This is a genomic window from Sorangium sp. So ce131, assembly GCF_051519095.1.
GTDB lineage: Bacteria > Myxococcota_A > Polyangia > Polyangiales > Polyangiaceae > Sorangium.
In genome coordinates this window covers 3,312,359-3,338,631 of sequence record NZ_CP150455.1, presented here as the reverse complement: position 1 = coordinate 3,338,631, position 26,273 = coordinate 3,312,359, and the positions used below count along the sequence as shown (strand labels likewise).

Here is a 26,273-nt window from a genome sequence, read left to right as displayed (position 1 = left end):
CCATGACCACAAGCCTGTCCGAGCGCAGGGCATCTTACCGCACCGCGTCTCTCAGGCCCGGTGCAACCTGAAGCCCTGCTGTCCAGCGCCGAGCCCGTCTCTCAGCTTCATCGACGGGATCTCGTAATCGCCGCGGTTCTGCGGCCGGTAGGCGATCGGCCGCTCGGAGAACAGCCCCTCGAGGCGCCGATCGAGGTCGCGCGTGACGGCCCGGAAGCGCTCCTCGTTCATCCGCTCGGCCCGGTAGACGACGAACGGATCCAGCACCGAGAAGCCGGGATAGAAGAGGATGCCGTGCTGGATCGGGAACAGCAGGTCGTCCATCGGCCCGTTGATGCCGCGCTCCGCATAGTGCTCGGCCCACCCGCCGACCGTGAGCACGAGCATGGCGCGTTTGCCGGCGAACACCCCCTGATCAGCGACAATTACTTCTGCCGCCTGGCGACAACTAGATTTGCCGGTGTGGCGGCCGTGCGGACGGCCTGTGCGACGGTGCGGAGCTGAGGGCTCCGGCCGGGTGCCGGGGCTCGAGGAGCCCGGATGGTCAGCGACAGGCAGGTCCGCGTGCTGAGAAAGAAGCGGATGGAAGGCAAGACGTTGGAGGCGGCCGCTGCGGCGGCCGGGATGAGCGAGAGGACGGCGCGGACGTGGCAGCGCGGGCCGCTGCCCTCGGAGACGAAGCAACCGCGGACATGGCGCACGCGACCGGACCCGTTCGTCGAGGTGTGGGCGACGGAGATCGAGCCGCTGTTGGTCGCGGACAAGGAGGGGGAGCTGGAGGCGAAGACGATTTTCGAGGAGCTTGCGCGCAGAAAGCCGGGCGTGTTCGAGCCAGGGCAGCTACGCACGCTCCAGCGGCGCGTACGGGAGTGGCGTGCGCAGCACGGGCCGGAGAAGGAAGTCTACTTCCCGCAGGAGCACACGCCGGGGCGCATGGCATCGATGGACTTCACCCACGCCACCGAGCTCGGCGTCACCATCGCCGGCGAGCTGTTCGTGCACCTGTTCTTCCAGCTCGTGCTCGCCTACAGCGGCTGGCGCTTCGTCGAGCTCGCGTTCGGCGAGACGTTCGAGGCGCTCGTGAAGGGCCTGCAGGGCGGGCTGTGGGCGCTCGGCGGAGTGCCCGAGAGGGTTCGTCTGGACAACCTCTCGGCGGCGACGCACGAGCTGGTGAAGACGGGTGGTCGCACGTTGACACGGCGGTTCGCCGAGGTGGTCGAGCACTACGGCCTTCAGGCCTCGCGCATCCAGCCCGGCGAGTCGCATGAGAATGGAGTCGTGGAGAAGGCGCACCACCTGCTCAAGAGCGCGCTGGAGCAGGCGCTCTTGTTACGTGGCAGCCGCGACTTCCTGACCGTCGAGGCGTACATGGCATTTGTCGGGCGCGTCGTCGAGGAGAAGTTTCACCGAGGCCGTGAGGCGCGGCTGGCCGAGGAGCGTGCGGCGCTCAGGCCACTGCCCTCCAGCCGCGTGCCCGAGTACACGCGGGTAGTCGTCGCAGTGCGCAAGTGGAGCACCATCCCGGTCGCGGGTCGGATCTACTCGGTGCCCTCGCGGCTCATCGGGCACGAGGTCGAGGCGCGGCTGTTCGCCGATGTCGTCGAGGTCCGGTACGCCGGCAAGCTGGTCGAGACGATGCCGCGGCTGCGCGGCGAGTACGGCCATCGCATCGACTACCGGCACGTGATCTGGTCGCTGGTGCGCAAGCCCGGCGCCTTCGCGGCGTATCGCTACCGCGAGGACCTGTTCCCGTCGCTCGTGTTCCGGCGGGCCTACGACGCGCTTCGCGAGCGGCGTGGCGACCGCGCCGACGTGGAGTATGTGCGCGTGCTGCACCTGGCTGCGAGCACGGGGGAGCGGGCGGTGGAACAGGCGCTCTCGGCGCTGCTTGAGCGGGGCGAAGCGTTTGACTACGCTGCGGTCAAGGCGCTGGCGCAGCCGGAGACACCGGCGGTGCCCGCGCTGCGCATCGGCGCGCCCGACCTCGGTCAGTACGACGCGCTGCTCGCGGCCGGAGGCGCGTCATGAGCGCCCTGACGTACACGCCCGAGATGGGGGCTCGGATCACGGCGCTGCTGTCGGAGTGGAAGCTGCCGACGGCGGCCGGCGAGCTGGTGCGGCGGCTTGTGGCCGGCGGCCACGGTGAGGCGCTCGGGGTGGTCGCCGAGGTGCTGGAGCTCGAGGCCGCAGGGCGCAAGGAGCGGCGCACCGACAGGCTGCGACGCGCCTCGAAGCTGCCGCCGGGCAAGACCTTCGACACGCTCGACAAGACGCGCGTGCCGCAGTCGGCGCTGCTGCGGGTGCAGGAGCTGTCGCGAGGCGACTTCGTGGACCACGCCGGCAACGTGCTGCTCTTCGGGATGCCCGGCGTGGGCAAGAGCCATCTGGCCTGCGCGCTCGGCCACGCGCTCATCGATACGGGCAGGAGCGTGCTGTTTACGCCGACCTACCAGCTGGTGCAGCACCTTCTGGCAGCCCGGCGCGACTTGAGCTTGCCGCGCGCGCTGCGGGCGCTGGACGTCTTCGACGCGATCTTGCTCGACGACCTGGGGTACGTGCAGCAGACGGCGGAGGAGGCGGAGGTGCTCTTCACGCTGATGGCCGAGAGGTACGAGCGCCGAAGCTTGATCATCACGAGCAACCTGGTCTTCAGCGAGTGGGACCGGATCTTCAAGACGCCGATGGCGACCGCGGCGGCGGTCGACAGGATCGTGCACCACGCGACGATCATCGAGATCGAGCGAAAGAGCGTGCGGGCAGAGGAGGCGAAGAAGCGCAACGCAGGCAAGAGGAACAGCGAGGACGAGGGATGAGAGAGACCGCGGCGATGCGCTGCGACGGGGTGGGGGCGCGGGGCGCGTCGGGCACCGTGCCGCCACGGGGGGCGCACGGCCGAGGTTTCGATGGCGTGGGCGCGGGAGGACGAGCGATGCGAGTGGCAAAGGAGGGCGGATGAACGGAATGGCCGTGGCGCGCTGGGACGGCGGTGGGGGCGCGGGGGCGCGTCGGGGCACCGCGTCGCCACTGCGGGCGCGCGGCCGAGGCCTCGATGGCGTGGGCGCGAGGGAATGTGAGGCCGACGGAACGACAACTACACGAGGAGGAAGTGCGCGAGGAAGCGGCGGGAGCAGGGCGGGGAACGCGACGACAACTACGGCGGAGGTGACGACAACTACACGAACGAGAGCGAGGGGGGCGAAGTGGGACGGCGACGAGAGGAAGGACCTGGCTGCGGCCGGCAAAAATAGTTGTCGCTGACCGGCAAGAGTAGTTGACGTCGATCACCCCCTCGCCGTAGCGGTCGCCCCAGCGCCGGTCCGAGTGCTCGCCGACGCCGTAGGCGAAGCCGTGCGCGAAGACGCGCTCGACCCAGCCCTTCAAGATCGCCGGCATGGAGAACCACCAGAGCGGGAACTGGAGGATGACGGCATCGGCCCAGAGGAGGCGCCGCTGCTCCTCGGCCACGTCCGGCGTCTGCGTGCCGTGGGCGAACGCGCGGTGGGAGGCGTCGATGACGCCGAGGGGTGCGCCCTCGGGCTCGGCCGGGAAATCGGCGCGATCGAGCGCTGCCTTCCACCCTTGCGCGTAGAGGTCGGAGACGAGCACCTCGTGCCCGGCGGCGGTGAGCGTCGCGACCATCCGGTCTCGGAGCGCGCCGTTCAAGGAGCGCGGCTCGGGATGCGCGTAGACGATGAGGAGGTTCATGGCATGTCCTTTCCGAGGAGCGAGCTCGTCTCCTCGTCTGGTGGATCTCCACACGTGCCCGGTCGCGGCCGGGCTGACGCGTCGAAAGCTACGCCCCGCCCCGGCATCGTTGAAGTCGCGGATCTTCTGTGCTGCTATCGCCTCGGTGGATAGCAGCCGCCTCGATCTGAACCTGCTCGTCGCGCTCGACGCGTTGCTCGCCGAGCGCAACGTGACGAAAGCCGCCCGGCGCTTGAACCTCAGCCAGCCGGCGCTGTCTGCCCAGCTCCAGCGGCTGCGCGACCTGCTCGGCGACCCGCTGCTGCTCCCCGCGCAGCGCGGCATGACGCCCACGAGGCGCGCGCTCGAGCTGCAAGCGCCGCTGCACGAGGCGCTGGAGCACGTGCGCGCGGTGCTCGCCGCGGGCGCCGGCTTCGACCCCGCGACCGCCGAGATGACGGTCGCCATCGCTGCGTCCGACTACGTGCAGTATGCGCTGCTGATGCCGCTCGCGTTCCAGCTCCGGCGCGAGGCGCCGGGCATGCGGCTCGCGTGGCGAGCCCTCGACGGCGCGCAGCTCGCGGACCAGGCGGAGCGCGGCGAGGTGGACCTCGCCTTCATCACGCCCGAGACCGCGCCCGAGCACCTGCAGCGCAGGAAGGTGCTCGACGAGCGTTATGTCGTCATCGTCCGTCGCAAGCACCCGCTGGTGTCGCGCACCATCAGCCTCGACCAGTTCTGCGCGCTCGACCATGTGGTGGTGAGCCCGCGCGGCGGCGGCTTCACGGGCGCGACCGACGCCGCGCTCGCCGCGCACGGACGTGAGCGGCGCGTGGTCCTGTCCGTGCCCTCGTTCCTCATGGTGCCGGAGATCGTGGCGCGCTCGGACATGGCGGCGCTCGTCCCCGAACGTGTGGCGCGCGATCGCGCCGACCGGCTGGAGCTCCTGGAGCCCCCCGTCGCCGTCCCGGGCTTCGCCATTGCCATGGTGTGGCACCCCAGGACAGCCAGCCACCCGGCGCTCACCTGGCTGCGGGACCGGGTGCGATCGCTCTCGGGGGACGTCGGATGAAGGCCGCGCTCGCGCGGGAGGCCGGGACGACGTCGAGGCTCCCTCTCAGGGCGAGACCTCGAACAGACACCGCGTGATCGGGAGGCCGACGTCCGCCCACACGTACAGGTAGTATTTCGTGCCCGGGGCCAGCTGCTCTGGGCTCCCCTCGGCGGGATACCCCTGCTTCGTATTCGGCAGGACCTCGCCGTAGGTGATACCGCTCTTCACGGGCTCGGCGCTCGAGGGCACGTCGAGCCGCCAGATCGTCCCCTCGGGCAGGTCGAGGTTGGGCGGAGCGCCCGGGTTCTCGGCGTCCGCCTCCAGGATGAAGACGTAGCGGGCGGCGCCGCCGGCCCAGGTGATCGTGCCTCCGGCGTCCACGCCCTCCCCCGCCGTGCACTCCGTCGGCACGTAGAGGCTCTGCTGGTACAGGGGCCCGCCGAACGGGGTCTCGTCCGCGAAGTCCTCCTTCGTGAACCCGCGCCGCTGGAGCTCGCCCTCGAAGAACGCGATCATACGCGCCGGGTCCGTGGTGGGCAGGCCGGCGACGTCGCGCGAAAAGCCGTTGTTCTGGTCCGGCGGATACGCGCCGAGCGACGCCGAGGAGACCCAGCCGGCGGCCAGCGCGAGCCCCGTCGGATAGAAGCTGTCGGTCCAGATCGGGCCGGCCTCGATGTACCAGTTCGACGGCCCCGCGGCCGGCGCGGCCTTCTCCGAGTGGCAACACACGCACCCGCACGCCTCGGCCTGCTCCGTGACCCAGGCGAGCTCGCCGAGCCATTCCGGGTCGGACAGGCGTGGATCGTCGCTCGGGGTCTTGAAATCGGAGGGAGGCGCGGGCCAGTACGGGCGTTGCGTGACGACCGGCTCGCACGACGCATAATCGGTGAAACGGCGGCCGGGCTCGGTGCAGCCCGAGATCGCGCCGAACGTGCAGACCTTGCCGTCGCTCTGCCCCGCCGGCTCGCCGGCCTTCGGGTCGACGCAGGCCTGCACGGGCCATTGAAAGACCGCGCCGGCCGTGCCGATGCCTGGGCCGGGCTCGTCGCTCGCGCCGTCACAAGCGTCCGGATCGAACTGGCCGCCTCCGAAGAGCTCGCAGCCGCGCTGGGTCGAGGCGCACTGGCTCGTGTCGTCGCCGGGGAGGACAAGGCTGTATTCGTCCTCGGTGCCGCCGCCGATCACACATCGGCCGAGCGTCTGCGGATAGGCGCAGCGCTCGGCCGCGGTGAAGGTCGAGCCCTGGAGCGCCTCGCAGTCGTTCTGCGCGGCCTCCGCGCTCCAGCCTGCGCCGGTGTACTCCCGGCACTCCTCGGCCTGGCTGAAGGGGCTCGTATAGACGCAACGGCCCGGCGACACGAAGTCCTCTGGAGACTCCGATGTGGCCTTGCCCTCGGTCTCCTGGCAGGCGCCCAGCCCTCCGAGGGCCGAGACGAGGAGCGCTGCGCCCAGCATCACGTGCGGTGAACGGAGGAGCTCTTGCTTCACGGTCGAATCTCCTGAACGTGGCCTTCAGACGAAAGGCGATTGTAGTTTAGCTCACTGTGTGCCCAGCGAACGCCCTGGTCTATAGCGTTTGTTCATGACTGTTCAATCTTCGTACAAACATTTTGTGGAGGAACAGCGAAATCGAACACCTCCACACCAACGGCGCGACGCGTCATGGCTCGGCGAAAACGTGATCTGGCCCACCCCGGACGTCGCGCGAGCGGCGACGGAGCTGCACGAAGGCCAGGGTGGGGGGAGTGGTTCGGGGGCTCGTCAGCGCGGGTCGAGGCGGCCGATGCGGGCCGTCATCACGCCTGCCGCAAGCGCGGCGAAGCCGATGGACAACAGCGGTTCGGCGCGGCCGATCCGCCTGTCGAGAGGCGGAGTGCTAGCTGACGTTGTACGCGAGCAGCGCGATCCCGGCTGCGATCATGACGATGCCGCCGATCTGCATCGTCGTGAGGGGCTCGCGCAGGTAATAGACCGAGAAGACCGAGATGATGAGAAAGCCGCCCGACGTCATGATCGGGTACGCGATCGACAGGTTGATGCGCTTCAGCGCCAGGACATAGAACAGGATGTTCGACGCGAACAGCACGAGCCCGAGCACGAGGTGGTAGTTCGTCGCGAGCGCGAGGCCCTTCTGGACGAGGGACATCCCCTCCATCGAGGTGACGCGGCGCGACGCCAGCTTCATCAGGATGTTCGCGGTCGCGTTGAAGACGAGGGCGATGATCAGGAAGAGGTAACCTTGGGCCATGGCTGCAGTGCACCGAGCGCCGGAGCCCGGGGAGCTCACCCATTCCCGGGAGACCTCCGGCGCAGCAGCACGGAGCAGTACCAGATCCGGGACGACGACGTGAACAACAAAGTCCGGGTTCGGGATGTCACAGCGCGCTCGGGAGGTCCCCTACGCTCCTCTGGATGTTCTCGTAGATTATCGACCTTATCCGCCGCCCGCGAGCCGGCGGGCGCGAAGTGGACGTCGCAGCGGAGGAGACCTGCCGCGTAGAGGCTTTGGTGAGACTTCGCCGCGCGCGCCAGCGCGATTTCGCGCGAGATCATGAGAAATCGCGATGGCCCGCCGCAGGAGCTGATGAGAGACTGCCGCACGCCATGAGCCTTGAACCTTCGGAAACACCATTTGAAAGGCCGTTCGCCCCGGCGATCGCGGCCGTGGGCACCGCCGTGCCGCCGCACTATGCGACGCGGGAGGAGACGTGCGCGGGGCTGCGCCGCCTCTGGGCCGGCAAGGGGGACGCGCTCGCGCTCGTGGAGCGGGTGCAGCGGTCGATCGAGGTCCGGGGGCGGCACCTCGCGCTGCCGATCGAGGCCTACTATGACGCGTCGACGTTCGCCGAGCAGAACCGCCGCTGGAATACGTGCGCGATCGAGCTCGGGGAGGCCGCCTGCCGGGCGGCGCTCGAGCGGGCGGGGATCGCCGCCGAGGACGTCGATCACATCGTGTTCGTCTCGGTCACGGGCATCTCGGCGCCGAGCCTGGACGCGCGGCTCGTCGGGCGGCTCGGCTTCCGGCGCGACATCAAGCGCACGCCCATCTTCGGGCTCGGGTGCGTGGCGGGCGTGGCCGGGATCGCGCGCGTCGCCGACGTCCTGCGCGCGTACCCGGCGCACACGGCGCTGCTCCTGTCGGTCGAGCTCTGCTCGCTCACGCTGCAGCGCGACGACACCTCGGCCGCGAACGTGATCGCCGCGCAGCTCTTCGCGGACGGCGCGGCGGCCGTCGTGGTGCGCGGCGCGCAGGTCGCGTGGAACGACGCGTGGAACGACGCGCGGGGCGGCGCGCGCGGCGCCCGGGCAGGGGCGGGCGGCGCGGCGGTGCTCGCGACGCAGGCCGTCTTCTACCCGGACACCGAGCGCATGATGGGCTGGGACGTCGTGGACAGCGGCTTCCGGGTCGTCCTGTCCGCGGGCGTGCCGGCGCTCGTGCGCGAGCACGTGCGGCGGGACGTCGACGGGTTCCTCGCGCGGCACGGCCTGTCGCGCGGCGACGTGCGCCACTGGATCGTCCACACCGGCGGGCCCAAGGTGCTCGAGGCGGTCGCCGAGACGCTCGAGCTGCCGGAGCACGCGCTCGACCGGTCGTGGCGCTCGCTGCGCGAGATCGGCAACGTGTCCTCCGCGTCGGTGCTGTTCGTGCTGCGCGACTTCCTGGACGAGCCGGGCGCCCGGCCCGGGGATTACGGCGTGATGATGGCGTTCGGCCCCGGGTTCTGCTCGGAGATCGCGCTGCTCCGATGGTGAGCTCGGAGCTGCTCTACATCGCCTTCGTGGGCGCCGTCGCGGTCGAGCGGCTGGCCGAGCTCGTCGTCTCGCGGCGCAACGCGCGGCGCGCCTTCGCGCGGGGCGGGGTCGAGGTCGGGCAGGCGCACTTCCGGGTGATGGCGCTGATGCACAGCGCCTTTCTCGCCGCGTGTGTGCTCGAGGTCGACGCGCTCGACCGGCCGTTCCCCGGCCTGCTCGGGTTCGCGGCGCTCGCGCTCGCGCTGCTCGCGCAGGCGCTCCGGTACTGGGTCATCGCCACGCTCGGCGAGCAGTGGAACGTGCGGATCATCGTGGTGCCGGGCGCGCGGCCGGTCTCCGGCGGGCCGTACCGGTACCTGCGCCACCCGAACTACGCGGCCGTGATCGTCGAGATGGCCGCGCTCCCGCTGATCCACGGCGCGTGGCTGACGGCGCTCGTCTTCAGCGCGCTGAACGCCGCGGTGCTCGCGGTGCGCATCCGCGCCGAGGAAGAGGCGCTCGGGCCCGCGTACGCCGCGGAGATGGGCGCCCTGCCGCGGCTCGTGCCGGGCCGCCGCGCGCCCGCGCCGGAGCAGCGCGGCGGGCCGTGAGCGCGACGACGAGGTGCGACGTCGCGGTGGTGGGCGGCGGGCCGGCGGGCCTCGCGGTCGCGATCGGCTGCGCGCAGCGAGGCCGCGAGGTGGTCGTGCTGGATCAGGCCGCGTGGCCGATCGACAAGGCGTGCGGCGAGGGGGTGATGCCCGAGGGGTGCCGGGCGCTCGCGGAGCTCGGGGTGCTCTCCGCGATCGATCCGGCCGAGCGGGCGCCGCTCGAGGGCATCCGGTACCTGCGCGCGGACGGCCTCTGCGTCGAGGCGCCGCTGCCGGCGCCCGGCGGGATGGCGGTCCGCCGCACGGCGCTGTCGGCGGCGCTCTCGGAGCGGGCGCGGGCCGCGGGCGCGCGGCTCTCTGGCGACGAGCCGGCGCTGCGCGTCGAGCGGGCGGAGGGCTGCGCGCGGCTGGTCACGCGGCGGCGCGTGGTGGAGGCGCGGTACGTGGTCGGCGCGGACGGGCTCGGCTCGCGGGTGCGCCGCTCGCTCGGCTGGGACGCGCCGCCGTCGGGGGCGCGTCGGCTCGGGCTGCGCCAGCATTTCCGGTGCGCGCCCTGGTCCTCGTTCGTCGAGGTGCACCTCGGCGACGGCGTCGAGGCCTACGTGACGCCCGCGGGGCCGGGGCGCGTCGGGGTCGCGTTCCTGTGGGACGGCGATCGCCTGGAGGGCCGCGTGTCGGCCGAGCGCCTCGTGCGCCGCTTCCCGGCGCTCGCCGCCCGGGTCGAGGGGGCGCCGGCGGACTCGACGCCGCGGGGCAGCGGCCCGCTCGAGCGCGCCTCGTCGCGGCTCTACGACGACCGCTTCGTGCTGGTCGGCGACGCGGCCGGCTACATCGACGCGATCACCGGCGAGGGCATCTCGCTCGCGCTGGTGGGCGCGGCGGCGCTGTCGGTCGCGCTCGACGCGGCGCTCGGCGGCGGCGGCGCCGATCCGCGCGCCCCGCTCGCGGAGTACGAGCGCGTGTTCCGGCGGGCCTTCCTCCGCTACGCGGTGGCGACACGCGCGGTGCTCTTCGTGGCGCGGCGCCCGCGCCTGCGCGACGGGCTCCTGTCGACGTTCGCGGTGGCGCCGGGGCTCCTCCGCGGCGCGGTCGCCGCGGTGCTGCGCCCGCGCTGAGCCCGGCCCGCGCCTTGTCGGACCAGGGCCGCTCGGATAGGCTCCCGCGCCCTCGAGGCGCCGGCGCTCTCGAGGAGCGATCCGGTCGAATCCGGCGAGGAAGGAGCCTGTTACGTGCAATTGCCTGCTTTGGTTGTCGCAGAGGGGAGCGCGAAGGGGAGCGCCGAGGTCTCCCGTTCCCTCTCCGCGTCCGAGCGCCTCGTGAGCAGCGCTGCGCGTCGGGGCTCCCCGCTCGGGGCGCGCGCCGGCCGGCGGCCGAGCGCGGACGGCTGGCGCAGCGCTCCCGTGCGCCTCCTGGCGCTGCTCGCGCCCGCGCTGCTCGCCGGGTGCGGCTACACCGAGTTCGAGTGGCAGGTGCAGCAGGACAAGGTCGCGCGCCTCCAGCGCGACCTGCAGAGCAGCGAGCTGCGCATCCGCGAGCTGGAGCAGCAAGGCGCGCGCGCCGGGGCCGCGGCGCCGACGCCGGTCGCGGACGACCTCCTCGGCATGGAGGGCCCCGCCCCGGGCGCGGGGGCGCAGCGCGGCGGCGCCGCGGGCGGGCGCGCGGCGGCCTCGCCGGACAGCGCCGTGCTGCAGGCGTTCGCCCCGCTCGCCGCGGGCGAGATCACGGTCGCGCCGCGCGACGGCAGCGTGGTCATCTCGATCCCGAGCAGGGTCCTGTTCAAGGGGAACCGCGACGCGCTCTCCCCGGCGGGAGAGAAGACGCTGCGGGACCTTTCCGCGATCATCCGCGGGAGCGAGCCGCTCAGGGCGTTCGGCTACCAGGTCGTCGGCCATACGGCGAGCGGCGCGCCGACGGCGAGCGGCGCGCCGACGGTGGCGTGGCGCAACGGCTGGGACGTGACGGTCGCGCAGGCGCGCGCCGTGATGTTGTTCCTGGCGCAGGCCAAGGAGGCCGGCCTGCCCCTCGCCCAGCTCAGCCTGGCGGCGTACGCCGACCTGGCGCCCGCCGACGCGAGCGGCGGCGCCCCCGCGCAGCCGCCGGATCCGCGGATCGAGATCGTGGTGGATGAGACAGCTCAGATCGCGCCGAGCGCGACCGGCGGGGTCCGCCCGGCGACGGGCGCCCCGGCCACCGGCACCCCGGCCACCGGCGCCCCGGCGACGGGCGCCCCGGCCACCGGCACCCCGGCGACGAGCGCCCCGGCCACCGGCACCCCGGCCACCGGCACCCGGACCCAGGAAGATACCTATCCCTGAACGTGATCCGCGGCTCGCGCGGCCGACGCCAAGAAAATTTAATAAATTGGCGTACTTGGCGACCTTGGCGCCTTGGCGTTTGAATCTTCCGGCACGCTGCCTGCGGCGATTCCCGCACCACCGCCGGACGCGTGCTTCGGATCCGCTGGGACGCCGCGCGCGATCGCCGGGCGCCCCCGGCGAGCCCCTCACGCGCCGCGCAGCGCTTCGACCCTCCTCTTGAGCGCCCCTGCATCCCCCAGCTCGCCCGCGAGCGCGCGCACCGCCCCCGACGCGGCGGTCGCCGCGACCTCCTGGACCCGCGCCCGCAGCCGCCGTCCGCTCGCGACGAGGTAGGCCGCCGCGAGCGCCGCGGCCACCTCGTCGTCGGCGCCGCCGCCTTCGAGGAGCGACGTCGCCAGCGCGCAGAGCGCCTCGACGGCCTTGGCCACCTGGGCACCGTAGACGGGATGGGCCGAATCGACGCCCTGCTCACGACACGCGGAGAGGCACAGCGCCGTGCTGGTGAGCCGCCCGCGATCGTTCGCCTCTCCCCTCTCCCACAGCCCCGACGCGCGCTGCTCCTCGAACATGCGCCCCACGTCGACCCCGGGCGACATCGGCCCTCCGGGAGCGGCGCCCGGCGCATGCGCAGGCGCAGGCGGCGAGCCCGTCTCGAGCCGGCGCTTCGACTCCGCGAATCCGCTCGGCGGGGCGGCGCCGCCCGAGCGAGCGGCGCCGCGCGCCGAGCCCGCTGAGCCGTGCGCCGGCGCCGGCGCCGCGGCCGGCTGGAAGAGCTGCTTGGCGCGCGCCAGCAGACCGCCGCTGGCCGCCGGCGCCCCGAGCGCCGGCGCAGCCGCGACCGGCGCCGCGGAGGCGGAGACCTGCAGGGGGCTGCGCCTGAACACGAGAGAGCCAGCCCCACCGAACGCCCCCGCGGCGAACGCGGCCGCCGCCGCCACGGGGCCGCGATGGCTGGACATCCCCCACCCCGCCGGAGCGTGCACCGGCACGGGCCGCGCTTCCGGCTGACCGTGGGCCCGCCGATCGCCCGTGCGCCGCTCGATCACCACGAACGACGCGTGCCTCGACGCCACCCGGTGCCGCACCGCGAGGTCGACGATGCGCTTGCGCATCGCCTCGGCGCGCCTGCCCGACAGCGCTCGTTCCGACGCCTCGAGCTCCCGCACCCGCGCGCCCGCCCACAGCGCCGGGAGCGCCGGCCGGGACGCCTCCGCGGCGAGCTCGACCGGCACCTCGCAGTGGAAGGCCTCCCCGCGCAGCTTCCCGCGGAGGTGCAGCCGCCCCATGCCCGGCGCGCCGTAGCGGCCGTAAAGCACCCACGGCTCGCCGTCGACGAGCGCGGGCGGCTCGGCCGGCGCGAGCTCGCCGGCGTCGATGCCCTCGAAGCGCGCCTCGATCCCGGTGACCCGGGCCGCCGTCGCCCGCGCGAACTGCGCCGTGACCTTCTCGTCGATGCGCTCGCCCGGGTGGATGAGCTCCGCGGCGCCCTCCGTCCGCCGCGCGAGCTCGTTCACGAGCAGATCGCTCACGTTCGTCCCGATGCCGAACGTGTAGACCCGCACCCCTTTGCCGAGCCCGACGACGCGGTCGACGATCGCGTCCTCGTTGCCCACCTGGCCGTCCGTCAGCAGCACGATCACGCGATCCCGGCCCGCGTCGTCGAGCATGTCCACGGCCGCGACCAGCGGCTGCATCATCTCCGTGCCCCCGTCCGCCTCGAGGCCCGCGACGAACCCGTCCGCGCGATCGAGGGTCCCCTGCGTGAACGGCACGAGCGCCGGCGAGAGCGCGCGGAAGTCGCTCGAGAAGGCGATCACCCCGAACCGGTCGCCCTCGGCGAGGTGCCGGAGGCACAGGCGGAGCGCGCGCTTCGCCTGCTCGATCGACGCGCCCTGCATCGACCCCGACACGTCGACGACGAACACCACGTCGCGCCGGGCGGGCGCGCGCTTGCCGTCGAACAGGTCCGGCACGACGGTGATCGCGAAGGTCCCTTCCTGGCCCGGGCGCCTGTCGCACACGACGCCCGCCTGCACGCCGGGCGCGCCCGCGGCGAGCAGCACGATGTCCCGATCGAGCGCCGCCTCGTCGCTCCGGAAGGAGACGCGCCGCCGATACCCCTCCTCCCGGCGCACCGCGAGCGCGTGCGAGGGGCTCTCGATCGCGACGTCGCGCCCCAGATCGAAGGCGATATCCAGGGTGATGCCGTAATCGACCGGCGCGATCTCGGGAGAGATGCGGTCGGCGTCGGGCACGAGATCCGTCGGCGCGGCGGCGCCGTGCGCGGTGCGGTCCCCCCGCGGCGCGCCCGGGATGTACCGGGGCGCGACGAGGGTCGGGATCATGAGCCGCAGCGCCCCGTCGTCGACCCGAAGCGCCTGCACGAACGCGACCTCCACGACCGTCTCCTCCCCGGGCAGGAGGTTGCCCACGCTGGCCGTGAACACGTTGGGCCGCTCCTCGTCGAGCAGCGCCGCGCCGTGGCCGGCGGCGACGGCCTCGTCGTAGGCCAGAAACGCCTCCTCCCGCTCCTTGACCTCCCCGTCCAGCCGGCGGCCGGCGCACTCCATGGCGAAGCCCGCGATGGTCGCGTCGCTCGGGAGCGGGAACGTATAGATGGCCTCGATCGGCCTCCGCTCCTCGTTCCGGTAGCGCTGCCGCACCACGAGCCGCGCCGCGCCGCCGAGGACCTCCCCCGAGAGCGAGACGCCGAGCAGCGGGACCGGGCGGCCCTCCACGGAGCGTAGACACGACGGCAAGTGCAATGCTGCGGTGGTCGGGTTCATCGCGCGCCTCTCGGGGCAAGGGTGGAGTAGCGAGACTCGATATCGAGGGCGATGCGCCGCGAGCGCTCCGGCGCGTCGCTCCGCACGTGGAGCTCCACGCCCTCGGCGATCTCGACGCGCTCCCAGCGCTCGCCGCGCGGCGCTCCGGCGCCCGCGGGCGGCGGGAGCGCCTCCTCCGGGCCGGGGCAGCGCGCCGCGGGCACACGCGGCGGCGCCCCCGAGGCGATGCGCTCGATCTCGTCCACGCTCACCCCGGCGAGGCGCGCCTGGATCTCCTCGAGCGGCAAGTGCGCCTGCTGGAGGACCTTGATCGCGCGCAGCCGGGCGAGGTGCTCGCGCCCGTAGGCGGTGTCCTTCCCGCGGAACTCGGGCGCCGGCAGCAGGCCGCGCTGCACGTAGTAGCGCACCGTGCGCGGCGCCACGCCCGCCTCGTCCGCCAGCTCGTCGAGCTTGTACGTCGTCACGAGGGCCATCCTGCGTCGAGACACTACAACTGTCAAGTAGACACCCTGCGCTGCGCGTCGCTGCGCGTCGCCGCGCGTCGCCGGGCGGCGAGCGCGCTCGTCGTCGCGGGGAAGCCCGGGGGCCTCGCCTCCGTAGAGCAGACCAGCCGGCGCGCGGCGTGGACCCGCCGGCGGGCGGCGCTCGCGCGCCGGCGGGCGCTCGCGGCGTACTCCGCCGGATTCCGCCGGTTTCCGCCGGCGCTTGCGGCGGATTCGTGCGCTCACGCCGTTATCGTGCGCTCGCGAAGAATCGGGTCTCCGCGTGAAGGATGCTCCGCCCTCGGAGCATCAACGCTCTCGGTAGGGCGAAAAGGAGGTCGGAGTTTTTTATGAAGCTGACGCATCTCGGGCTTGTCGGATTGGCGACGTTGATCGGGTGTGTGGCCGAGGAGCGGCGCGTGGAGGAGACGGGGCAGGTCGAGATGAGCCTGACCGGCGCGTCGGCCTCCGGCTCCGTGTACCGGCTGCGCGACGCCGTGGTGATGGTCCAGGGGCCTGCGAACACCCTCTTCTTCCAGACCGAGGAGCAGCCGAACCGCACCACGCTGAGCGCGGACGTGCCGGCCGGCAGCTACTTCACCTTCCTGCAGGAGGGCTGGCGGCTCGAGCGCCTGCGCCGCGACAACGTGGTCGAGCCGGTGGAGGCGCAGCTCCTCTCGCCGAACCCCCTGAACTTCGACGTGTTCCCGGACGAGCGCACGCAGGTGGCGCTCCGCTTCCGCGTCGACGCGGAGGACGTGGAGCTCCGGCAGGGCGCGTTCGACGTCGTGCTCGAGGTCGAGGAGACGGACCCGACGACCGAGGGCGGCCTGTGCAGCAGCGACAGCGACTGCGGCGAGGGCGAGACGTGCTGCGTCAGCGGCTTCCTGGGCATGTGCACGCAGCTGGAGCCGGGCGGGGAGTGCCCGCTGCCCGACCTGACGATCTCAGCCGAGACGGCGCAGGGGAGCCTCTTCATCTCCCACGAGGTCTTCCCGGCGGACAGCTGCGCGATCGTGGAGGGCTGCGTGGCCGCGGCGGGCGATCGCCGCCTGCTCAACTTCAGCACGGAGACGCCGAACATCGGCGGCGCCGACATGATCCTCGGCGACCCGAACCTCACCTCCGGCTTCGAGTTCTCCGCGTGCCACAACCACTACCACTTCGAGGGGTACGCCCGGTACGAGCTCCTCGACGCGAACGGCGCGATCGCCGCGACGGGCCACAAGCAGGCGTTCTGCCTGATGGACCTCTCGTCCGTGGGCGTGCCGGGCGCTCCGTCCTCGCCGCGCTACCACTGCGGCTTCCAGGGCATCCAGCGCGGCTGGAGCGACATCTACGGCGCCGGCCTCGACTGCCAGTGGGTCGACATCACCGGCGTCGCCGCCGGCGAGTACACCCTCCGCCTCTCCGTCAACACGAACCGCACGCTGCCGGAGAGCAACTACGACAACAACACGATCGAGGTCCCCGTGACGATCCCCGAGGACGTCCCGCCGGGTCCCGCCGCGCCGCTCGAGCCCTGCGGCTTCGGCGGCCAGGGCCCGGAGCGCGACTGCGGCTGGTCGATCGCGCCCGGCTTCGAGGCCGCGACCTGCACCCCCGGCGAGCCGCTCGTCGTGGGCTGCGGCTGCTCCGGCGGCGTCTGCGCGGGCGACCCGATGATCCGGATCTGCGACGGCGCGGCGGCGTCGGGGTGCACGGAGGCCGAGGCCGTCACGTCGGTCGACGACGCGTGCAACGTCTGCCCCGAGGCGCGGATCGTGTGCCCGGAGAGCGGCGTCTACACCGTGCTCATCGGGGCGTGGGACGGGTTCTCGCCGTTCACGTGCGAGGTGGCCGCCGCGGCGCCGTAAGCCGCCCCCCTCACGAAAGCCACCTCCTCACGGAGGCCGCCCGCGTGGTAGCTAGGGGAGCTGCGCGCGGGCGGTGGCGCGCTCGCGGAATGGCCGAAGAAATCGCCGCGATCACGTCACCTGTCAGGCCAGAGGAGGCTCGATGCGACCCATAGAAGAGCGCGATCTGCTCCCCGTCGCGGCGCTCACCCGCGCGTTCTTCCGGGCGGTGAACCCTCACGTCGAGCCGCTCGAGTTCGAGGAGAAATGGAAGGCGGCGTCGCGCTCGCCGCTCCGCTTCATGCGGAGCTTCCCGCAGGCGTGGCACGTCGATCTGCTCGACGTCCCCCGGAGCAAGGTGCCCGGCGGGCGCTGCCTCTGCTTCGGCGATCCGCACCCCGCGAACTTCGGCGTCATCACGTTCGCCGCGGGCCCGCGCTACGTGTTCAACGATCTCGACGACTCGGGCCCCGGCCTCGCCGCGCTGGACGCGCTCCGGTACTTCACCGCGCTCCGGCTGCTGCTCGACGACGGCAAGACGCTCGGCCACCTCATGGAGCTCTATGAGGACATCCTCCAGGGCAACGAGCCGCCGCGCGAGCTCCCCGAGGCGCTGTACCCCGACGTCGCGGCCAGGGACGCGCGCCAGCTCGCGAAATGGACCGAGGGCGAGGCGTTCCGGTTCGACGAGCCCTCGCTCCAGCTGTCGCGCGTGCCCGACCGGACGAGGAAGAAGCTCTGCGAGGCGCTCGGCCGGATCGCGCCTCAGGCGGAGCTCGAGGTGATCGAGCTCGCCCACCGGGACCGGGACTCGGGCGGCTCGGGCGGGCTCGAGCGGTACCTTTTGCTCGCGCGCGAGCGGAGCGGCGACGGCGCGCGCCTGCGCCTCCTGGAGTTCAAGGAGACGACCCACGCGGCGACGAGCTGGAGCAATTACCTCCACGAAGACGAGGACCGGCTCGCGCTGGTCAAAGCGTCGATATGGCGGGGCCTCGAGGTGCCTTATTACGTCGAGGTGCCGCTCGGCCGGAGCATGTATGTCCTCCGCGATCGCCTGGGGCGGGCGTCGCTGGACGTCGAGAAGCTCGCGAAGCGCGACCAGCGCGCGGCGCTGGAAGCGCAGGTGAGCCTCCTCGCGCGCCAGCACGCCGAGGCGTTCGCCGGGCTCGACCTCCACAAGCTCGACGACTGGCTCAGGGAGAGCCTCGACGTGACCGCGAAGCGGTGGCTGAAGGCATACGAGCGCGCGCGGAAGGGGTGAAGGGAGGGCACCGTACCGAGGCGGGATCGCGCCGCCCCGAGCGGCGCTCGGGATGAAGCGCAGCGCGGCGCCGCGCTCGCGGCGGGCGCCGGCCCGGAGCGCGCCGCGTTGCGCCGGCCGAGCGCCTTGCGTACGCTCGGCGCTCGCAGCTCGACACGACCCTTCAGGCCGCAAGGCGAGGTATCCGGTGCACATGCATTCCAGGACTGTCGCGGGCCCGGCGGGCGCGCTCCACGTCGTCGATCATCCGGCCGCGGGCCCGGCGCCCTCGCGCGAGGCGCTCCCGGCGGTGCTCGTGCACGGGATGGTCGGCCACACCGGCTTCTGGGACGCGCCGCTCGCCCACCTCGCCGGCCGGCGTCGCGCCGTGGCCCTCGATCTCAGGGGGCACGGCGCGTCGGAGCCCCCGCCGGACGTGGACTACTCCCCTTCCGCGTGTGCGGCCGACGTGCTCGCGGTGCTCGACGCCCTCGGCCTGCCCCGCGTGGCGCTCGTCGGGCACAGCTACGGCGCGCTCGTGGTGCTCGCCGTCGCGGCCGCCCACCCGGAGCGGGTCGCGCGCCTCGTGCTCGCGGATCCGCCCGGCGACTTCACGCAGCTCCCGGCGGAGATCTACGCGCAGCAGATCCCGCCCTACCTCGCCGCGCTCGAGACCGACGGCTGGCGAGACGCCGTCGCCAGGCAGTTCGACCAGGCGCTCGCGGGCAGCACGCCCGCGACGCGGGAGACGGTGCTGGCGCGCCTCGCCGCCACGCCGCGCGACCGGCTGGTCGGCATGTCCCGGAGCATCGCCAGGTTCGAAGCCGTGGGCGCGCTGGACCGGTACCTCGCCGCGTCGTCGTCCTCCCCCGCCCGCGCCCACGCCCTGCTCGCCCCCGCGAACGCGTGGCCGTTCAGCCTCCACGTGCTCAGGCCCGCGCTGGCGACCGCCGTGCTGCCGGAGACCAGCCACTGGCTGATGCTCGACGCCCCGGCGCCGTTCGCCGAGCAGCTCGAGGCCTGGCTCAGCGCGGGTTGACGTCTCCCATGCCCTTCGACGGCGCGGTGACGCTGGGCGAGTTCCTGGAGAAGGCGACAGGCCGGCTCTCCGTCGAGGCGCGCGAGGAGATCGTCGATCAGGCCATCCTCCTCATCGACCAGCTCTACGCGCACCTGCCGCTGAAGCGGGCCATGTTCGCCATCGACCCCGTGCAGCGGCTCCGGCTCCTCCGCCGCCGGCTGAAGGCGGGCTCCGAGCTCGGATTCCACCGTGAGATGATATCCATCTTCACCGAGCTCAGGGATCTCCACACGCTGTACACGCTGCCCGAGCCGTTCCAGAGCGGCGTCGTGTTCCTCCCGTTCCTGATCGAGGCGTTCTTCGAGGGCGGGGAGCGCCGCTACCTCGTGTCGAAGGTGACGGAGCGCGTCGCCGACCCGCATTTCCAGCCGGGGGTGCTGATCACCCACTGGAGCGGCGTGCCCATCCGGCGCGCCGTGGAGCTCAGCGCGGAGCGCCAGCCGGGGAGCACCGACGCGGCCCGGCGCGCCCGCGGGCTCTCGGCGATGACGCTCCGGCCCATGAGCAACACCGCGTGGCCGGACGAGGAGTGGGTGGACGTCCGGTACCGGGCGCTCGACGGCGAGATCCGGGAGGCGCGGTTCGCGTGGCGCGTCATGCCGTCGTCCTCGCGGTGGATCGAGGACGAGCGCGACGCCCTCGAGAACCCCGAGGCGCTCGCCGGCGGCCTCGACCGGCTCGCCGAGTCGGTGCGCCGCGCGCGGAAGGCGCTCTACGCGCTCGGCGCCGTGGAGGAGCACGAGCAGATGGCGACGCTCTGGGCGGCGTCCGGCGGGCGCGCGCCGGGCGCGGCGCACCGACTCGGCGAGCAGAGCCGGCTCCCGGACAACTTCTCCTTCCGGACGGTGAACACGCCGCACGGCGACTATGGCTACGTCCGGATCTGGTCCTTCGAGAACACCACGGGCGGCGAGCACAGAAAGCCCATCCGCGATTTCGTCGACGCGTTCGCGAGCGAGTTCGTCCGCATCCTGCGGACCCTGCCGCAGCGCGGGCTCATCCTCGATATCCGCGGCAACCCCGGAGGGCGGATCCCGGCCGGGGAGCGGCTCCTCGAGCTGCTCACGCCCGCGCCGATCATGCCGGCGCCGCTGCACTTCCGCAACACGCCGCTCGCGGCGGAGCTCTGCCGCGTGGCGCCGGCCGTCCTGGAGCTCTGCGCGTGGGAGGACTCGGTCACCCAGTCGGTCGAGACGGGCGCGACCTACTCTCGCGGGTGCCCGTTCCTCCCCTTCTCGCGGGACTACAACCGCACCGGCCAGCAGTACCACGGCCCGGTGATCCTCGTGGTGGACGGCCTCTGTTACAGCACCGCCGACGTGTTCGCGGCCGGCTTCCAGGATCACGCCATCGGCCCTGTGCTCGGCGTGGACACGAACACGGGGGCCGGCGGCGGCAACATCTGGACACACGAGGTGCTGACGAACATGCTGGCGGCGTCCCCGCTCTCGGGGCTCAAGCCGCTCGCCTCGGGGGCCTCCTTCACAGTGGCCGTACGGCAGGTGACGCGCGTCGGCGCCCGCGGGGGATCGCCCCTGGAAGATCTCGGCGTCTTGCCGGATCACATTCACCAGCTCACACGAAACGACCTGCTGAACCGGAATGAGGATCTCATCCGCCGCGCCGCGGAGATCCTGGCGAGCTTGCCGGCGCGTGGGCTCGACGCCGCGCTCGAGGTGAAGGAGGGGGCGCTCCACCTGACGATCTCGACGTGCGGCCTCACCCGTGTCGATGTGTACGTGGACGAGCGGCCCCGGCGCAGCGTCGACGTCGAGGACGGGACGCTGCAGGTCGATCTGCCGTTCCTCGCCGGCGCCGTCCCGGAGCGGGTCGAGGTGCGCGGCTTCGAGGGCCGCGCGCTCGTCGCGCGCAGGCGGCTCGCCGTCCCGGCGTAGCGAGAGGGCGGCGCGAGGCGAGGAGCCGGCCGCGGCGGGGCACGGCGGCTCGCCGCGCGGGCGCCCGCGCGGGTCCTCCTCCGCTACACTGAGGACCTGCGAGCCGCCGCGCGCGGCGCGCGCCATCGAGGCCCGCGCCCTGCAAGAGGAGCGTTGTCATGGGAAATGAGTTCGTCGAGCACACCTCGCATTCGGCCGAGTATTTCGGCGATACACGCGACAGCTGGTGGAATCCCGATTACGTCGCGCTGCTCGCGCGGCGATGGCGCCTCGACCACGTCCGCGAGGTGCTCGACGTCGGGTGCGGCGTCGGGCACTGGGGACGTGTGCTCGGCGGCGTGTTGCCCAGGGAGGCGCGGATCACGGGGGTCGATCGCGACCCGTTCTGGGTCGAGAAGGCCGCCGAGCGCGCGGCGGCCCGCGGGGAATCCGAGCGGTTCCGTTACCAGGTCGGCCTCGCCGAGCGGCTGCCGTTCGAGCGCGACAGCTTCGATCTGGTGACGTGCCAGACCGTGATGATCCACGCCGCGGACCCGGGGGCGATGCTCGCCGACATGATCCGCGTCACGAGGCCGGGCGGGCTCGTCGCCGTCGCCGAGCCCAACAACGTGGCCGGCGCCCTCCTCGACACCGCCATGGTGCACGCGCCCGTGGACGAGGTCCTCACGCTCGTCCGCATGCAGCTCCTGTGCGAGCGGGGCAAAGCCGCCCTGGGAGAGGGCCACAACTCGCTGGGCGAGCTCGTCCCGGCGCTCTTCGCCGAGCGCGGGCTCACCGACATCCAGGTGTACCTCAACGACAAGGCGAACGTGGTCCTACCTCCGTACACATCCGCGGAGCAACGCGCCACCGTGGAGGAGCTCTCCGACTTCGCCCGTCGCGAGTTCTGGATCTGGAGTCGGGCGGACACGCGGCGTTATTTCCTCGCGGGGGGCGGCGAGGAGCACGCGTTCGAGAGCTCCTGGGCGGCGGCGATGGCGGCGTCGCGCAGGACGGCGGAGGCGATCGCGAAGGGCACGTACTCGAGCGCGGGCGGCACGGTCGGTTATATCGTCTCGGGGAGGAAATCGCCCGCCGCATTGAATGACGGCACCTGAACACCCGCCCCAGGAACATGCAGGCACCGCGGGCGAAGCGCACGCGCGAGGAATGTGGCCCCACCGCGCGTGTGCAGCCGCACGCGGCATCGCGGCATGGCGCTTGCTCACCGCAACAGGAAGGACATCGAGGTTATCGGGGTCCGATTGAATGGCTGGCTCCTCTCGTGACGGGCGCCCTCATCGCCCTTGACGGAGCTGGCGGCCCGGTATCTATTCGTCCTGCTGGTGCCGCCTCGCAGCGCCAGAGGGGGAGCTGCGGATGGACCTGCGCCGGGTGCAGTACTGGGAGGACCTGTCACTTCACCGCTGGTTCCTGAGCGACCGTGTCCGCAACGAGGCCTACCGGGAGGCCATTCACCGTCACGTCGCCGCCGGCACGCGTGTGCTCGACCTCGGCACCGGCACTGGCCTGCTCGCGATGTTCGCTGCGCAGGCTGGGGCGGCGCACGTGACGGCCGTGGACTGGTCGGGGCTGGTCCCGTATGCGGAGGAGGCCGCGCGGCGCAGCGGGCTCGGCGCGCGGATGACGTTCGTGCGCGCGGATCTGCGGGAGTGGGAGGACGCCGCGCGGTACGATCTCATCACGCACGATCTGATCGGCGGGTTTCTCTGGGAGGAGAACGCCGCGGCGATCCTCGCGCGCATCGGCGCGCGGCAGCTCGCCCCGGGCGGGCGCATCCTCCCCTCCCGGGTGGATCTCTTCCTCGCGCCGGTCGCGCTGCCCGACCCGGTCGAGGCGGGCTTCTGGGCCGAGCCGCGGTACGGGCTCGACCTGTCGAGCTTCATGGAGGTCGAGCGGAGCCTGGTCCGGAGCAGGCTGAGGTCGACGGTGGTCCACTGGCGCGGAGACGACGGCGCGCTCGCGGAGCCCGGCTGGACGGCCGCGCTGGACGCGTACGCCCCCGCGCCGCGGCCGGGCGAGCTCGCGGCCGATTTCGTGATCTCGCGGGCCGGCGCGCTCGAGGGCGTGCTGGGCTGGTTCATCATCCATTTCGACGAGCACACGCGCGTCTGCACCGCGCCCACGGCCCCGGCCACGCACTGGGGCCAGATCTTCGTGCCAGTGGCGTCTCCGCTCGACGTGCGACCGGGCGACCGCGTTCATGTCGCCGTCGAGACGTCCGCGTTGTGCTCCGAGTGGCGGGCCTCGGCCACCGCCGCGCGTCGATCCACGTCAGCGCAGTTCGCACCTGTCCGCTGCTAACAAGGAGAGTCTCGATGGTCTCTGCTCTGCTGCCTCAGATCCAGTACCGCATCGGCGCGTTCGGCCCTTTCCGCGAGGTGGAGAGCGCTCCCTCCGTGCTCGAGACCTTCCGCGCGAACGGCGGCGTCGTCCTGCGGCGGTACCTCGTCTGTGACGCGTTCTTGACCTCGCAGGTGACCTACGAGGAGTGGCGGGACGGGTGGATCCAGGTCGGCCTGGATTTCCCGATCACGCCCGCGCTCGGCCGTGCCGTCATCCGGGAGTTCGCCGAGGAGCTCCTCCACGCGGGAGCGCGCCTGAGGGGCGGGTGGACGCTGTCTCTCTCCACCGAGGGGCGCATCGTGGTGCAGCGGTCCCTCGCCGCGGCGGCCGGCGGTGAGGAGCGGCTGCTCGTCGGCGTGACCGAGCACATGATCGATGGTGTCCACCTGTCGCGGGAGGTCCGCGCGACGCTCGGCTCGCGCGGGCTGGATACGGCCGTGCACCGGGATCCGGGCTTCCTGTACCAGCTGGGCGCGCTCCTACCCAAGTCGCCCGGCGAGGCCGCGGGCTTCGTCAGCGCCCTCGCCGCCTCCGGCCGTACCGCGGCGAGCCCCGGCGACGTGACGGCGGCCCGTCCCCCTGGGGCGAACGCCGAAGATCTGGTGACCGGAGGGTTTGGTCCGAGCGCGGGCCTCGCCGCCGCGGGGCGGAGAATGGCGGACATCGGCGAGATCGCCGCCGCGGGGCGGAGAATGGCGGACGTCGGCGAGATCGCCGCTGCGGGACGAAGAATGGCCGATCTCGGAGACATCGCCGCCGCGGGACGAAGAATGGCCGATCTCGGAGACATCGCCGCCGCGGGGCGGAGAATGGCGGATATCGAGGCGCTGACCACGGGTGGCAGTGGACCGGTCGCAGGTATCACGGCGGCCGGGCGGAGGATGGCCGACCTCGGCGATATCGCGGCTGCCGGGCGACGTATGGCCGACCTCGGAGACATCGCCGCCGCCGGACGCCGCATGGCCGACGTCGGCGAGATCGCCGCCGCCGGACGCCGCATGGCCGACGTCGGCGAGATCGCCGCCGCCGGACGCCGCATGGCCGATGTCGGCGAAATCGCCGCCGCCGGGCGCCGCATGGCCGACGTCGGCGAAATCGCTGCCGCCGGGCGCCGCATGGCCGACGTCGGCGAAATCGCCGCCGCCGGGCGCCGCATGGCCGACGTCGGCGCGCTCGAGGCGGCGAGCCCGCCGAACGCCGAGGTGAAGGCGCAGCCGGAGGGCCCGGCCTCAGGCCAGGGCGGACCTCAAGGGGGCTGATCGCGTGAGCCCGTGTCGTGCGTGACCAGGGACGTAGGGAGCCTGCTATGTACCATCTGCTCGGCCAAGAGACCTGTCATGACGTCCTGAAATCGCTGGCTCGGCCCTACCTCGAAGGCCCTGACGACGTCGATCCCGGGTTCATGGGCTGGAAGCGCGCCTACCAGCGGTACGTGAAGTGGATCCAGCCCTACCTGCCCAGCGGCTCCCCGGCCGGGCCGGTCTACGTCGACGACCCCGCGCTCGAGGACGTCTTCCTCGAGGCCTTCATGAAGGAGTCGCCGCTCGACGACCTGCCTCGGTACCGCGACCGCACCTTCTTCGAGAACGGGCCCGCGGCGCGGCCCCAGATCGCCGAAGACGTGCGCCATCTATGCGAATCGATGAGGAAATTCGGGCAGCTCGACCCGGGCTTCTGGGCGGCGTTCGACCTCTTCGTCAACTTCGTCCTCTGCCCGGTGTCGCGCTACTCCCGCGGCGGTTCGGGCTCCGACTGCATCGGCGTGCTCTACCTCAGCCGCACGCGCACCTACTCGCTGCGCGATCTCTACGAGATCCTCGTCCACGAGTTCACGCACACGGCGATGTTCCTCGACGAGCGCTCCCGCCCCCACTACGGAGACGAGCGGCTCATGCCGCTGCCCGAGAACTGGGCGCGCGCGACGGTCACGGGGATGCAGCGCCCGCTGGACAAGGTGCTGCACAGCATGGTCGTCGCCACCGAGGTGCTCCTGCACCGCGACCTGGTCCTCGGCCACGACGCGGACACCGTGATCCACCCGAGGACCCCCGAGCTGGTAACCAACGTGCTCCTCACGATCCGGAGCATGCTCGATCTCCCGAACCGGGATCGCCTCCTCGCGCCCCGGGCCTTCGACCTCATGGAGCGCTGTCACGCCGCCGTCTCCAGGCTGCGCAGCGGCCCTCATCCGAGCGCGGCGCGGGAAGCCCCGCTCCACGCCTGACGCCCGTGCCACCGCCGAGCGCGCCCGCCCCGGCCGCCGCCCTCGCCGCCGTCGTAGGAGACAGCTCATGTACAACCTGCTGGGATCATCGGCCTGCTTCCGCAACCTCCACGACGCCGGCCTGCGAGCGGGCCTCGCGCCCGGGCCCTGCGACTACGCGGCGTTGAAGGACGGATACCAGCGCTTCCTGCTGGGCTTTCAGCCCCCCGTCACCTGCGGCTCCGGCCTGCTGCCCGAGCTCGTGGAGGACCCGGCGATCGAGCTCGCGCTCATGGATCCCTTCGTCGAGCCCGCCGTGCCCAACGACATCCTGGAGCCGCTCACCGAGGACGTGATCCGCGCCGCCTGCGCGGCGCGCGACGAGCGGTACGTCGCGCTCAGGCACCGCCAGATCGAGCGCGGCCGAGCCGGCCTGTACGCCGTGGAGCCGGACTGGGGCCGGCTGCTCGACCTCACCGTCCACCGCTACGTCTGCGTGAACGTCCCGCGCAACCTCGGGGGCTCCACCGCCCGCGCCATCGGCGTCGTCTGGGTGAACACGCCGGAGACGGCGACCGTAGGCGACATGGTCGAGTTCCTCGTCCACGAGATGACGCACCACGTGATCTTCCTCGACGATCGCCTCCACGGGCACACCACGCCGCGCGCAAGCGCCCCGGTATCGGCGGCGGTCTCCGCGATCCGCAAGGTGCCGCGCCCGGTGCCGTGCGTGTTCGACAGCCTGCTCGTCTCGATCGAGGTCCTCTCGCTGCGCCGCGGCTGGACGGGCGAGCCGGCGGCGCCCCGGTTTCATCCGCCGAGCCTGTCGCTCTGGTCGAGCAGCCGGGATACCCTCGAGTCCATCCGGGCGATCCCCGCGTGGGAGACCCTGTTCACGCCGCGAGGCCGCCTCCTGCTCGACGCGGCCGAGGAGCGCCTCGGCGCCCTCGAGGCGTACGCGCGGGCCGCCCGGGCGGAGGCCCAGGCGATGGCCTCGTGATCGGGT

At 72.6% G+C, this 26,273-nt stretch carries 21 protein-coding genes and 1 pseudogene; 16 read left to right on the top strand and 6 right to left on the bottom strand.

All coding sequences use genetic code 11. The features are described from left to right. Nucleotides 1-51 precede the first annotated feature (51 nt). Nucleotides 52-408: an NAD(P)H-dependent oxidoreductase gene (locus tag WMF43_RS12445; protein WP_437680041.1), complete on the bottom strand. Its 357-nt coding sequence runs from the start codon at nt 406-408 to the stop codon at nt 52-54. Nucleotides 409-540: 132 nt separating this feature from the next. Between WMF43_RS12445 and istA the strand changes: the two genes are divergently transcribed. Then, a complete protein-coding gene (gene istA, locus WMF43_RS12440) occupies nt 541-2,028 on the top strand; it encodes an IS21 family transposase (RefSeq protein WP_437668776.1) in 1,488 nt (495 codons plus the stop codon). Further along, nucleotides 2,025-2,813 carry an IS21-like element helper ATPase IstB gene (gene istB, locus WMF43_RS12435; protein ID WP_437671251.1) on the top strand — a complete coding sequence of 263 codons (789 nt, stop codon included), beginning with the start codon at nt 2,025-2,027 and terminating at the stop codon, nt 2,811-2,813. Before istA ends, istB begins: the two co-directional genes overlap by 4 nt. Nucleotides 2,814-3,282: 469 nt before the next feature. Here the strand turns inward: istB and WMF43_RS12430 are convergent. Continuing rightward, nucleotides 3,283-3,705: pseudogene (locus WMF43_RS12430) on the bottom strand (NAD(P)H-dependent oxidoreductase); the annotation flags it as partial. Nucleotides 3,706-3,850: 145 nt separating this feature from the next. Here WMF43_RS12430 and WMF43_RS12425 point away from each other — a divergent pair. Continuing rightward, a complete protein-coding gene (locus WMF43_RS12425) occupies nt 3,851-4,756 on the top strand; it encodes a LysR family transcriptional regulator (RefSeq protein ID WP_437680039.1) in 906 nt (301 codons plus the stop codon). Between the two features lie 45 nt (nt 4,757-4,801). Here the strand turns inward: WMF43_RS12425 and WMF43_RS12420 are convergent, their stop codons facing one another. After that, complete coding sequence (locus WMF43_RS12420; RefSeq protein WP_437680037.1) at nt 4,802-6,226, bottom strand: proteinase inhibitor; 1,425 nt, start codon at nt 6,224-6,226, stop codon at nt 4,802-4,804. A gap of 388 nt (nt 6,227-6,614) precedes the next feature. Further along, nucleotides 6,615-6,986 (bottom strand): DMT family transporter, encoded by a 372-nt coding sequence (locus WMF43_RS12415; RefSeq protein WP_437680035.1) that lies wholly within the window; start codon nt 6,984-6,986, stop codon nt 6,615-6,617. 356 nt (nt 6,987-7,342) lie between these two features. Between WMF43_RS12415 and WMF43_RS12410 the strand changes: the two genes are divergently transcribed. From WMF43_RS12410 to WMF43_RS12395, 4 genes are all read left to right on the top strand, one after another. Then, on the top strand, nt 7,343-8,491 hold the full coding sequence (locus WMF43_RS12410) for a type III polyketide synthase (protein ID WP_437680034.1): 1,149 nt from the start codon (nt 7,343-7,345) through the stop codon (nt 8,489-8,491). Continuing rightward, the gene (locus WMF43_RS12405) at nt 8,485-9,081 is read left to right on the top strand and encodes an isoprenylcysteine carboxyl methyltransferase family protein (protein WP_437680032.1); all 597 of its coding nucleotides are present in this window, start codon (nt 8,485-8,487) and stop codon (nt 9,079-9,081) included. The genes WMF43_RS12410 and WMF43_RS12405 overlap by 7 nt, the downstream gene beginning before the upstream one ends. After that, entirely contained in the window at nt 9,078-10,196 is a 1,119-nt protein-coding gene (locus tag WMF43_RS12400) for an NAD(P)/FAD-dependent oxidoreductase (RefSeq protein ID WP_437680030.1), read from the top strand. Before WMF43_RS12405 ends, WMF43_RS12400 begins: the two co-directional genes overlap by 4 nt. Before the next feature lie 114 nt (nt 10,197-10,310). After that, nucleotides 10,311-11,396: an OmpA/MotB family protein gene (locus WMF43_RS12395; RefSeq protein WP_437680028.1), complete on the top strand. Its 1,086-nt coding sequence runs from the start codon at nt 10,311-10,313 to the stop codon at nt 11,394-11,396. 188 nt (nt 11,397-11,584) lie between these two features. Here the strand turns inward: WMF43_RS12395 and WMF43_RS12390 are convergent, their stop codons facing one another. Together WMF43_RS12390 and WMF43_RS12385 are read right to left on the bottom strand one after the other, a co-directional pair. After that, nucleotides 11,585-14,185 (bottom strand): VIT domain-containing protein, encoded by a 2,601-nt coding sequence (locus WMF43_RS12390; RefSeq protein ID WP_437680026.1) that lies wholly within the window; start codon nt 14,183-14,185, stop codon nt 11,585-11,587. Continuing rightward, the gene (locus WMF43_RS12385) at nt 14,182-14,658 is read right to left on the bottom strand and encodes a helix-turn-helix domain-containing protein (RefSeq protein ID WP_437680024.1); all 477 of its coding nucleotides are present in this window, start codon (nt 14,656-14,658) and stop codon (nt 14,182-14,184) included. The genes WMF43_RS12390 and WMF43_RS12385 overlap by 4 nt, the downstream gene beginning before the upstream one ends. A gap of 359 nt (nt 14,659-15,017) precedes the next feature. Between WMF43_RS12385 and WMF43_RS12380 the strand changes: the two genes are divergently transcribed. The 9 genes from WMF43_RS12380 to WMF43_RS12340 all read left to right on the top strand — a co-directional run bounded on the left by WMF43_RS12380 (nt 15,018) and on the right by WMF43_RS12340 (nt 26,267). Then, complete coding sequence (locus WMF43_RS12380) at nt 15,018-16,523, top strand: lysyl oxidase family protein (protein ID WP_437680023.1); 1,506 nt, start codon at nt 15,018-15,020, stop codon at nt 16,521-16,523. Between the two features lie 142 nt (nt 16,524-16,665). Further along, on the top strand, nt 16,666-17,763 hold the full coding sequence (locus tag WMF43_RS12375) for a hypothetical protein (protein WP_437680021.1): 1,098 nt from the start codon (nt 16,666-16,668) through the stop codon (nt 17,761-17,763). Between the two features lie 193 nt (nt 17,764-17,956). Beyond that, entirely contained in the window at nt 17,957-18,781 is an 825-nt protein-coding gene (locus WMF43_RS12370) for an alpha/beta fold hydrolase (protein ID WP_437680019.1), read from the top strand. A gap of 8 nt (nt 18,782-18,789) precedes the next feature. Then, nucleotides 18,790-20,718: a S41 family peptidase gene (locus tag WMF43_RS12365; protein WP_437680017.1), complete on the top strand. Its 1,929-nt coding sequence runs from the start codon at nt 18,790-18,792 to the stop codon at nt 20,716-20,718. A 158-nt stretch (nt 20,719-20,876) separates the two neighbouring features. Beyond that, complete coding sequence (locus WMF43_RS12360; protein WP_437680016.1) at nt 20,877-21,815, top strand: class I SAM-dependent methyltransferase; 939 nt, start codon at nt 20,877-20,879, stop codon at nt 21,813-21,815. A 262-nt stretch (nt 21,816-22,077) separates the two neighbouring features. After that, complete coding sequence (locus WMF43_RS12355) at nt 22,078-23,022, top strand: methyltransferase domain-containing protein (RefSeq protein WP_437680014.1); 945 nt, start codon at nt 22,078-22,080, stop codon at nt 23,020-23,022. Continuing rightward, nucleotides 22,956-24,323, top strand: a complete 1,368-nt coding sequence (locus WMF43_RS12350; protein ID WP_437680012.1) for a hypothetical protein — start codon at nt 22,956-22,958, stop codon at nt 24,321-24,323. The genes WMF43_RS12355 and WMF43_RS12350 overlap by 67 nt, the downstream gene beginning before the upstream one ends. Before the next feature lie 47 nt (nt 24,324-24,370). Further along, the gene (locus WMF43_RS12345) at nt 24,371-25,288 is read left to right on the top strand and encodes an aKG-HExxH-type peptide beta-hydroxylase (protein WP_437680010.1); all 918 of its coding nucleotides are present in this window, start codon (nt 24,371-24,373) and stop codon (nt 25,286-25,288) included. Nucleotides 25,289-25,355: 67 nt separating this feature from the next. Beyond that, the gene (locus tag WMF43_RS12340) at nt 25,356-26,267 is read left to right on the top strand and encodes an aKG-HExxH-type peptide beta-hydroxylase (protein ID WP_437680008.1); all 912 of its coding nucleotides are present in this window, start codon (nt 25,356-25,358) and stop codon (nt 26,265-26,267) included. Nucleotides 26,268-26,273 lie beyond the last annotated feature (6 nt).

Bases quoted from the DNA above. Each gene is read 5' to 3' on its own strand.
- istA (WP_437668776.1), top strand. From the start codon at position 541: ATGGTCAGCGACAGGCAGGTCCGCGTGCTGAGAAAGAAGCGGATGGAA.
- istB (WP_437671251.1), top strand. From the start codon at position 2,025: ATGAGCGCCCTGACGTACACGCCCGAGATGGGGGCTCGGATCACGGCG.
- WMF43_RS12415 (WP_437680035.1), bottom strand. From the start codon at position 6,986: ATGGCCCAAGGTTACCTCTTCCTGATCATCGCCCTCGTCTTCAACGCG.
- WMF43_RS12410 (WP_437680034.1), top strand. From the start codon at position 7,343: ATGAGCCTTGAACCTTCGGAAACACCATTTGAAAGGCCGTTCGCCCCG.
- WMF43_RS12405 (WP_437680032.1), top strand. From the start codon at position 8,485: ATGGTGAGCTCGGAGCTGCTCTACATCGCCTTCGTGGGCGCCGTCGCG.
- WMF43_RS12390 (WP_437680026.1), bottom strand. From the start codon at position 14,185: ATGAACCCGACCACCGCAGCATTGCACTTGCCGTCGTGTCTACGCTCC.
- WMF43_RS12385 (WP_437680024.1), bottom strand. From the start codon at position 14,658: ATGGCCCTCGTGACGACGTACAAGCTCGACGAGCTGGCGGACGAGGCG.
- WMF43_RS12380 (WP_437680023.1), top strand. From the start codon at position 15,018: ATGAAGCTGACGCATCTCGGGCTTGTCGGATTGGCGACGTTGATCGGG.
- WMF43_RS12375 (WP_437680021.1), top strand. From the start codon at position 16,666: ATGCGACCCATAGAAGAGCGCGATCTGCTCCCCGTCGCGGCGCTCACC.
- WMF43_RS12370 (WP_437680019.1), top strand. From the start codon at position 17,957: ATGCATTCCAGGACTGTCGCGGGCCCGGCGGGCGCGCTCCACGTCGTC.
- WMF43_RS12365 (WP_437680017.1), top strand. From the start codon at position 18,790: ATGCCCTTCGACGGCGCGGTGACGCTGGGCGAGTTCCTGGAGAAGGCG.
- WMF43_RS12360 (WP_437680016.1), top strand. From the start codon at position 20,877: ATGGGAAATGAGTTCGTCGAGCACACCTCGCATTCGGCCGAGTATTTC.
- WMF43_RS12355 (WP_437680014.1), top strand. From the start codon at position 22,078: ATGGACCTGCGCCGGGTGCAGTACTGGGAGGACCTGTCACTTCACCGC.
- WMF43_RS12345 (WP_437680010.1), top strand. From the start codon at position 24,371: ATGTACCATCTGCTCGGCCAAGAGACCTGTCATGACGTCCTGAAATCG.
- WMF43_RS12340 (WP_437680008.1), top strand. From the start codon at position 25,356: ATGTACAACCTGCTGGGATCATCGGCCTGCTTCCGCAACCTCCACGAC.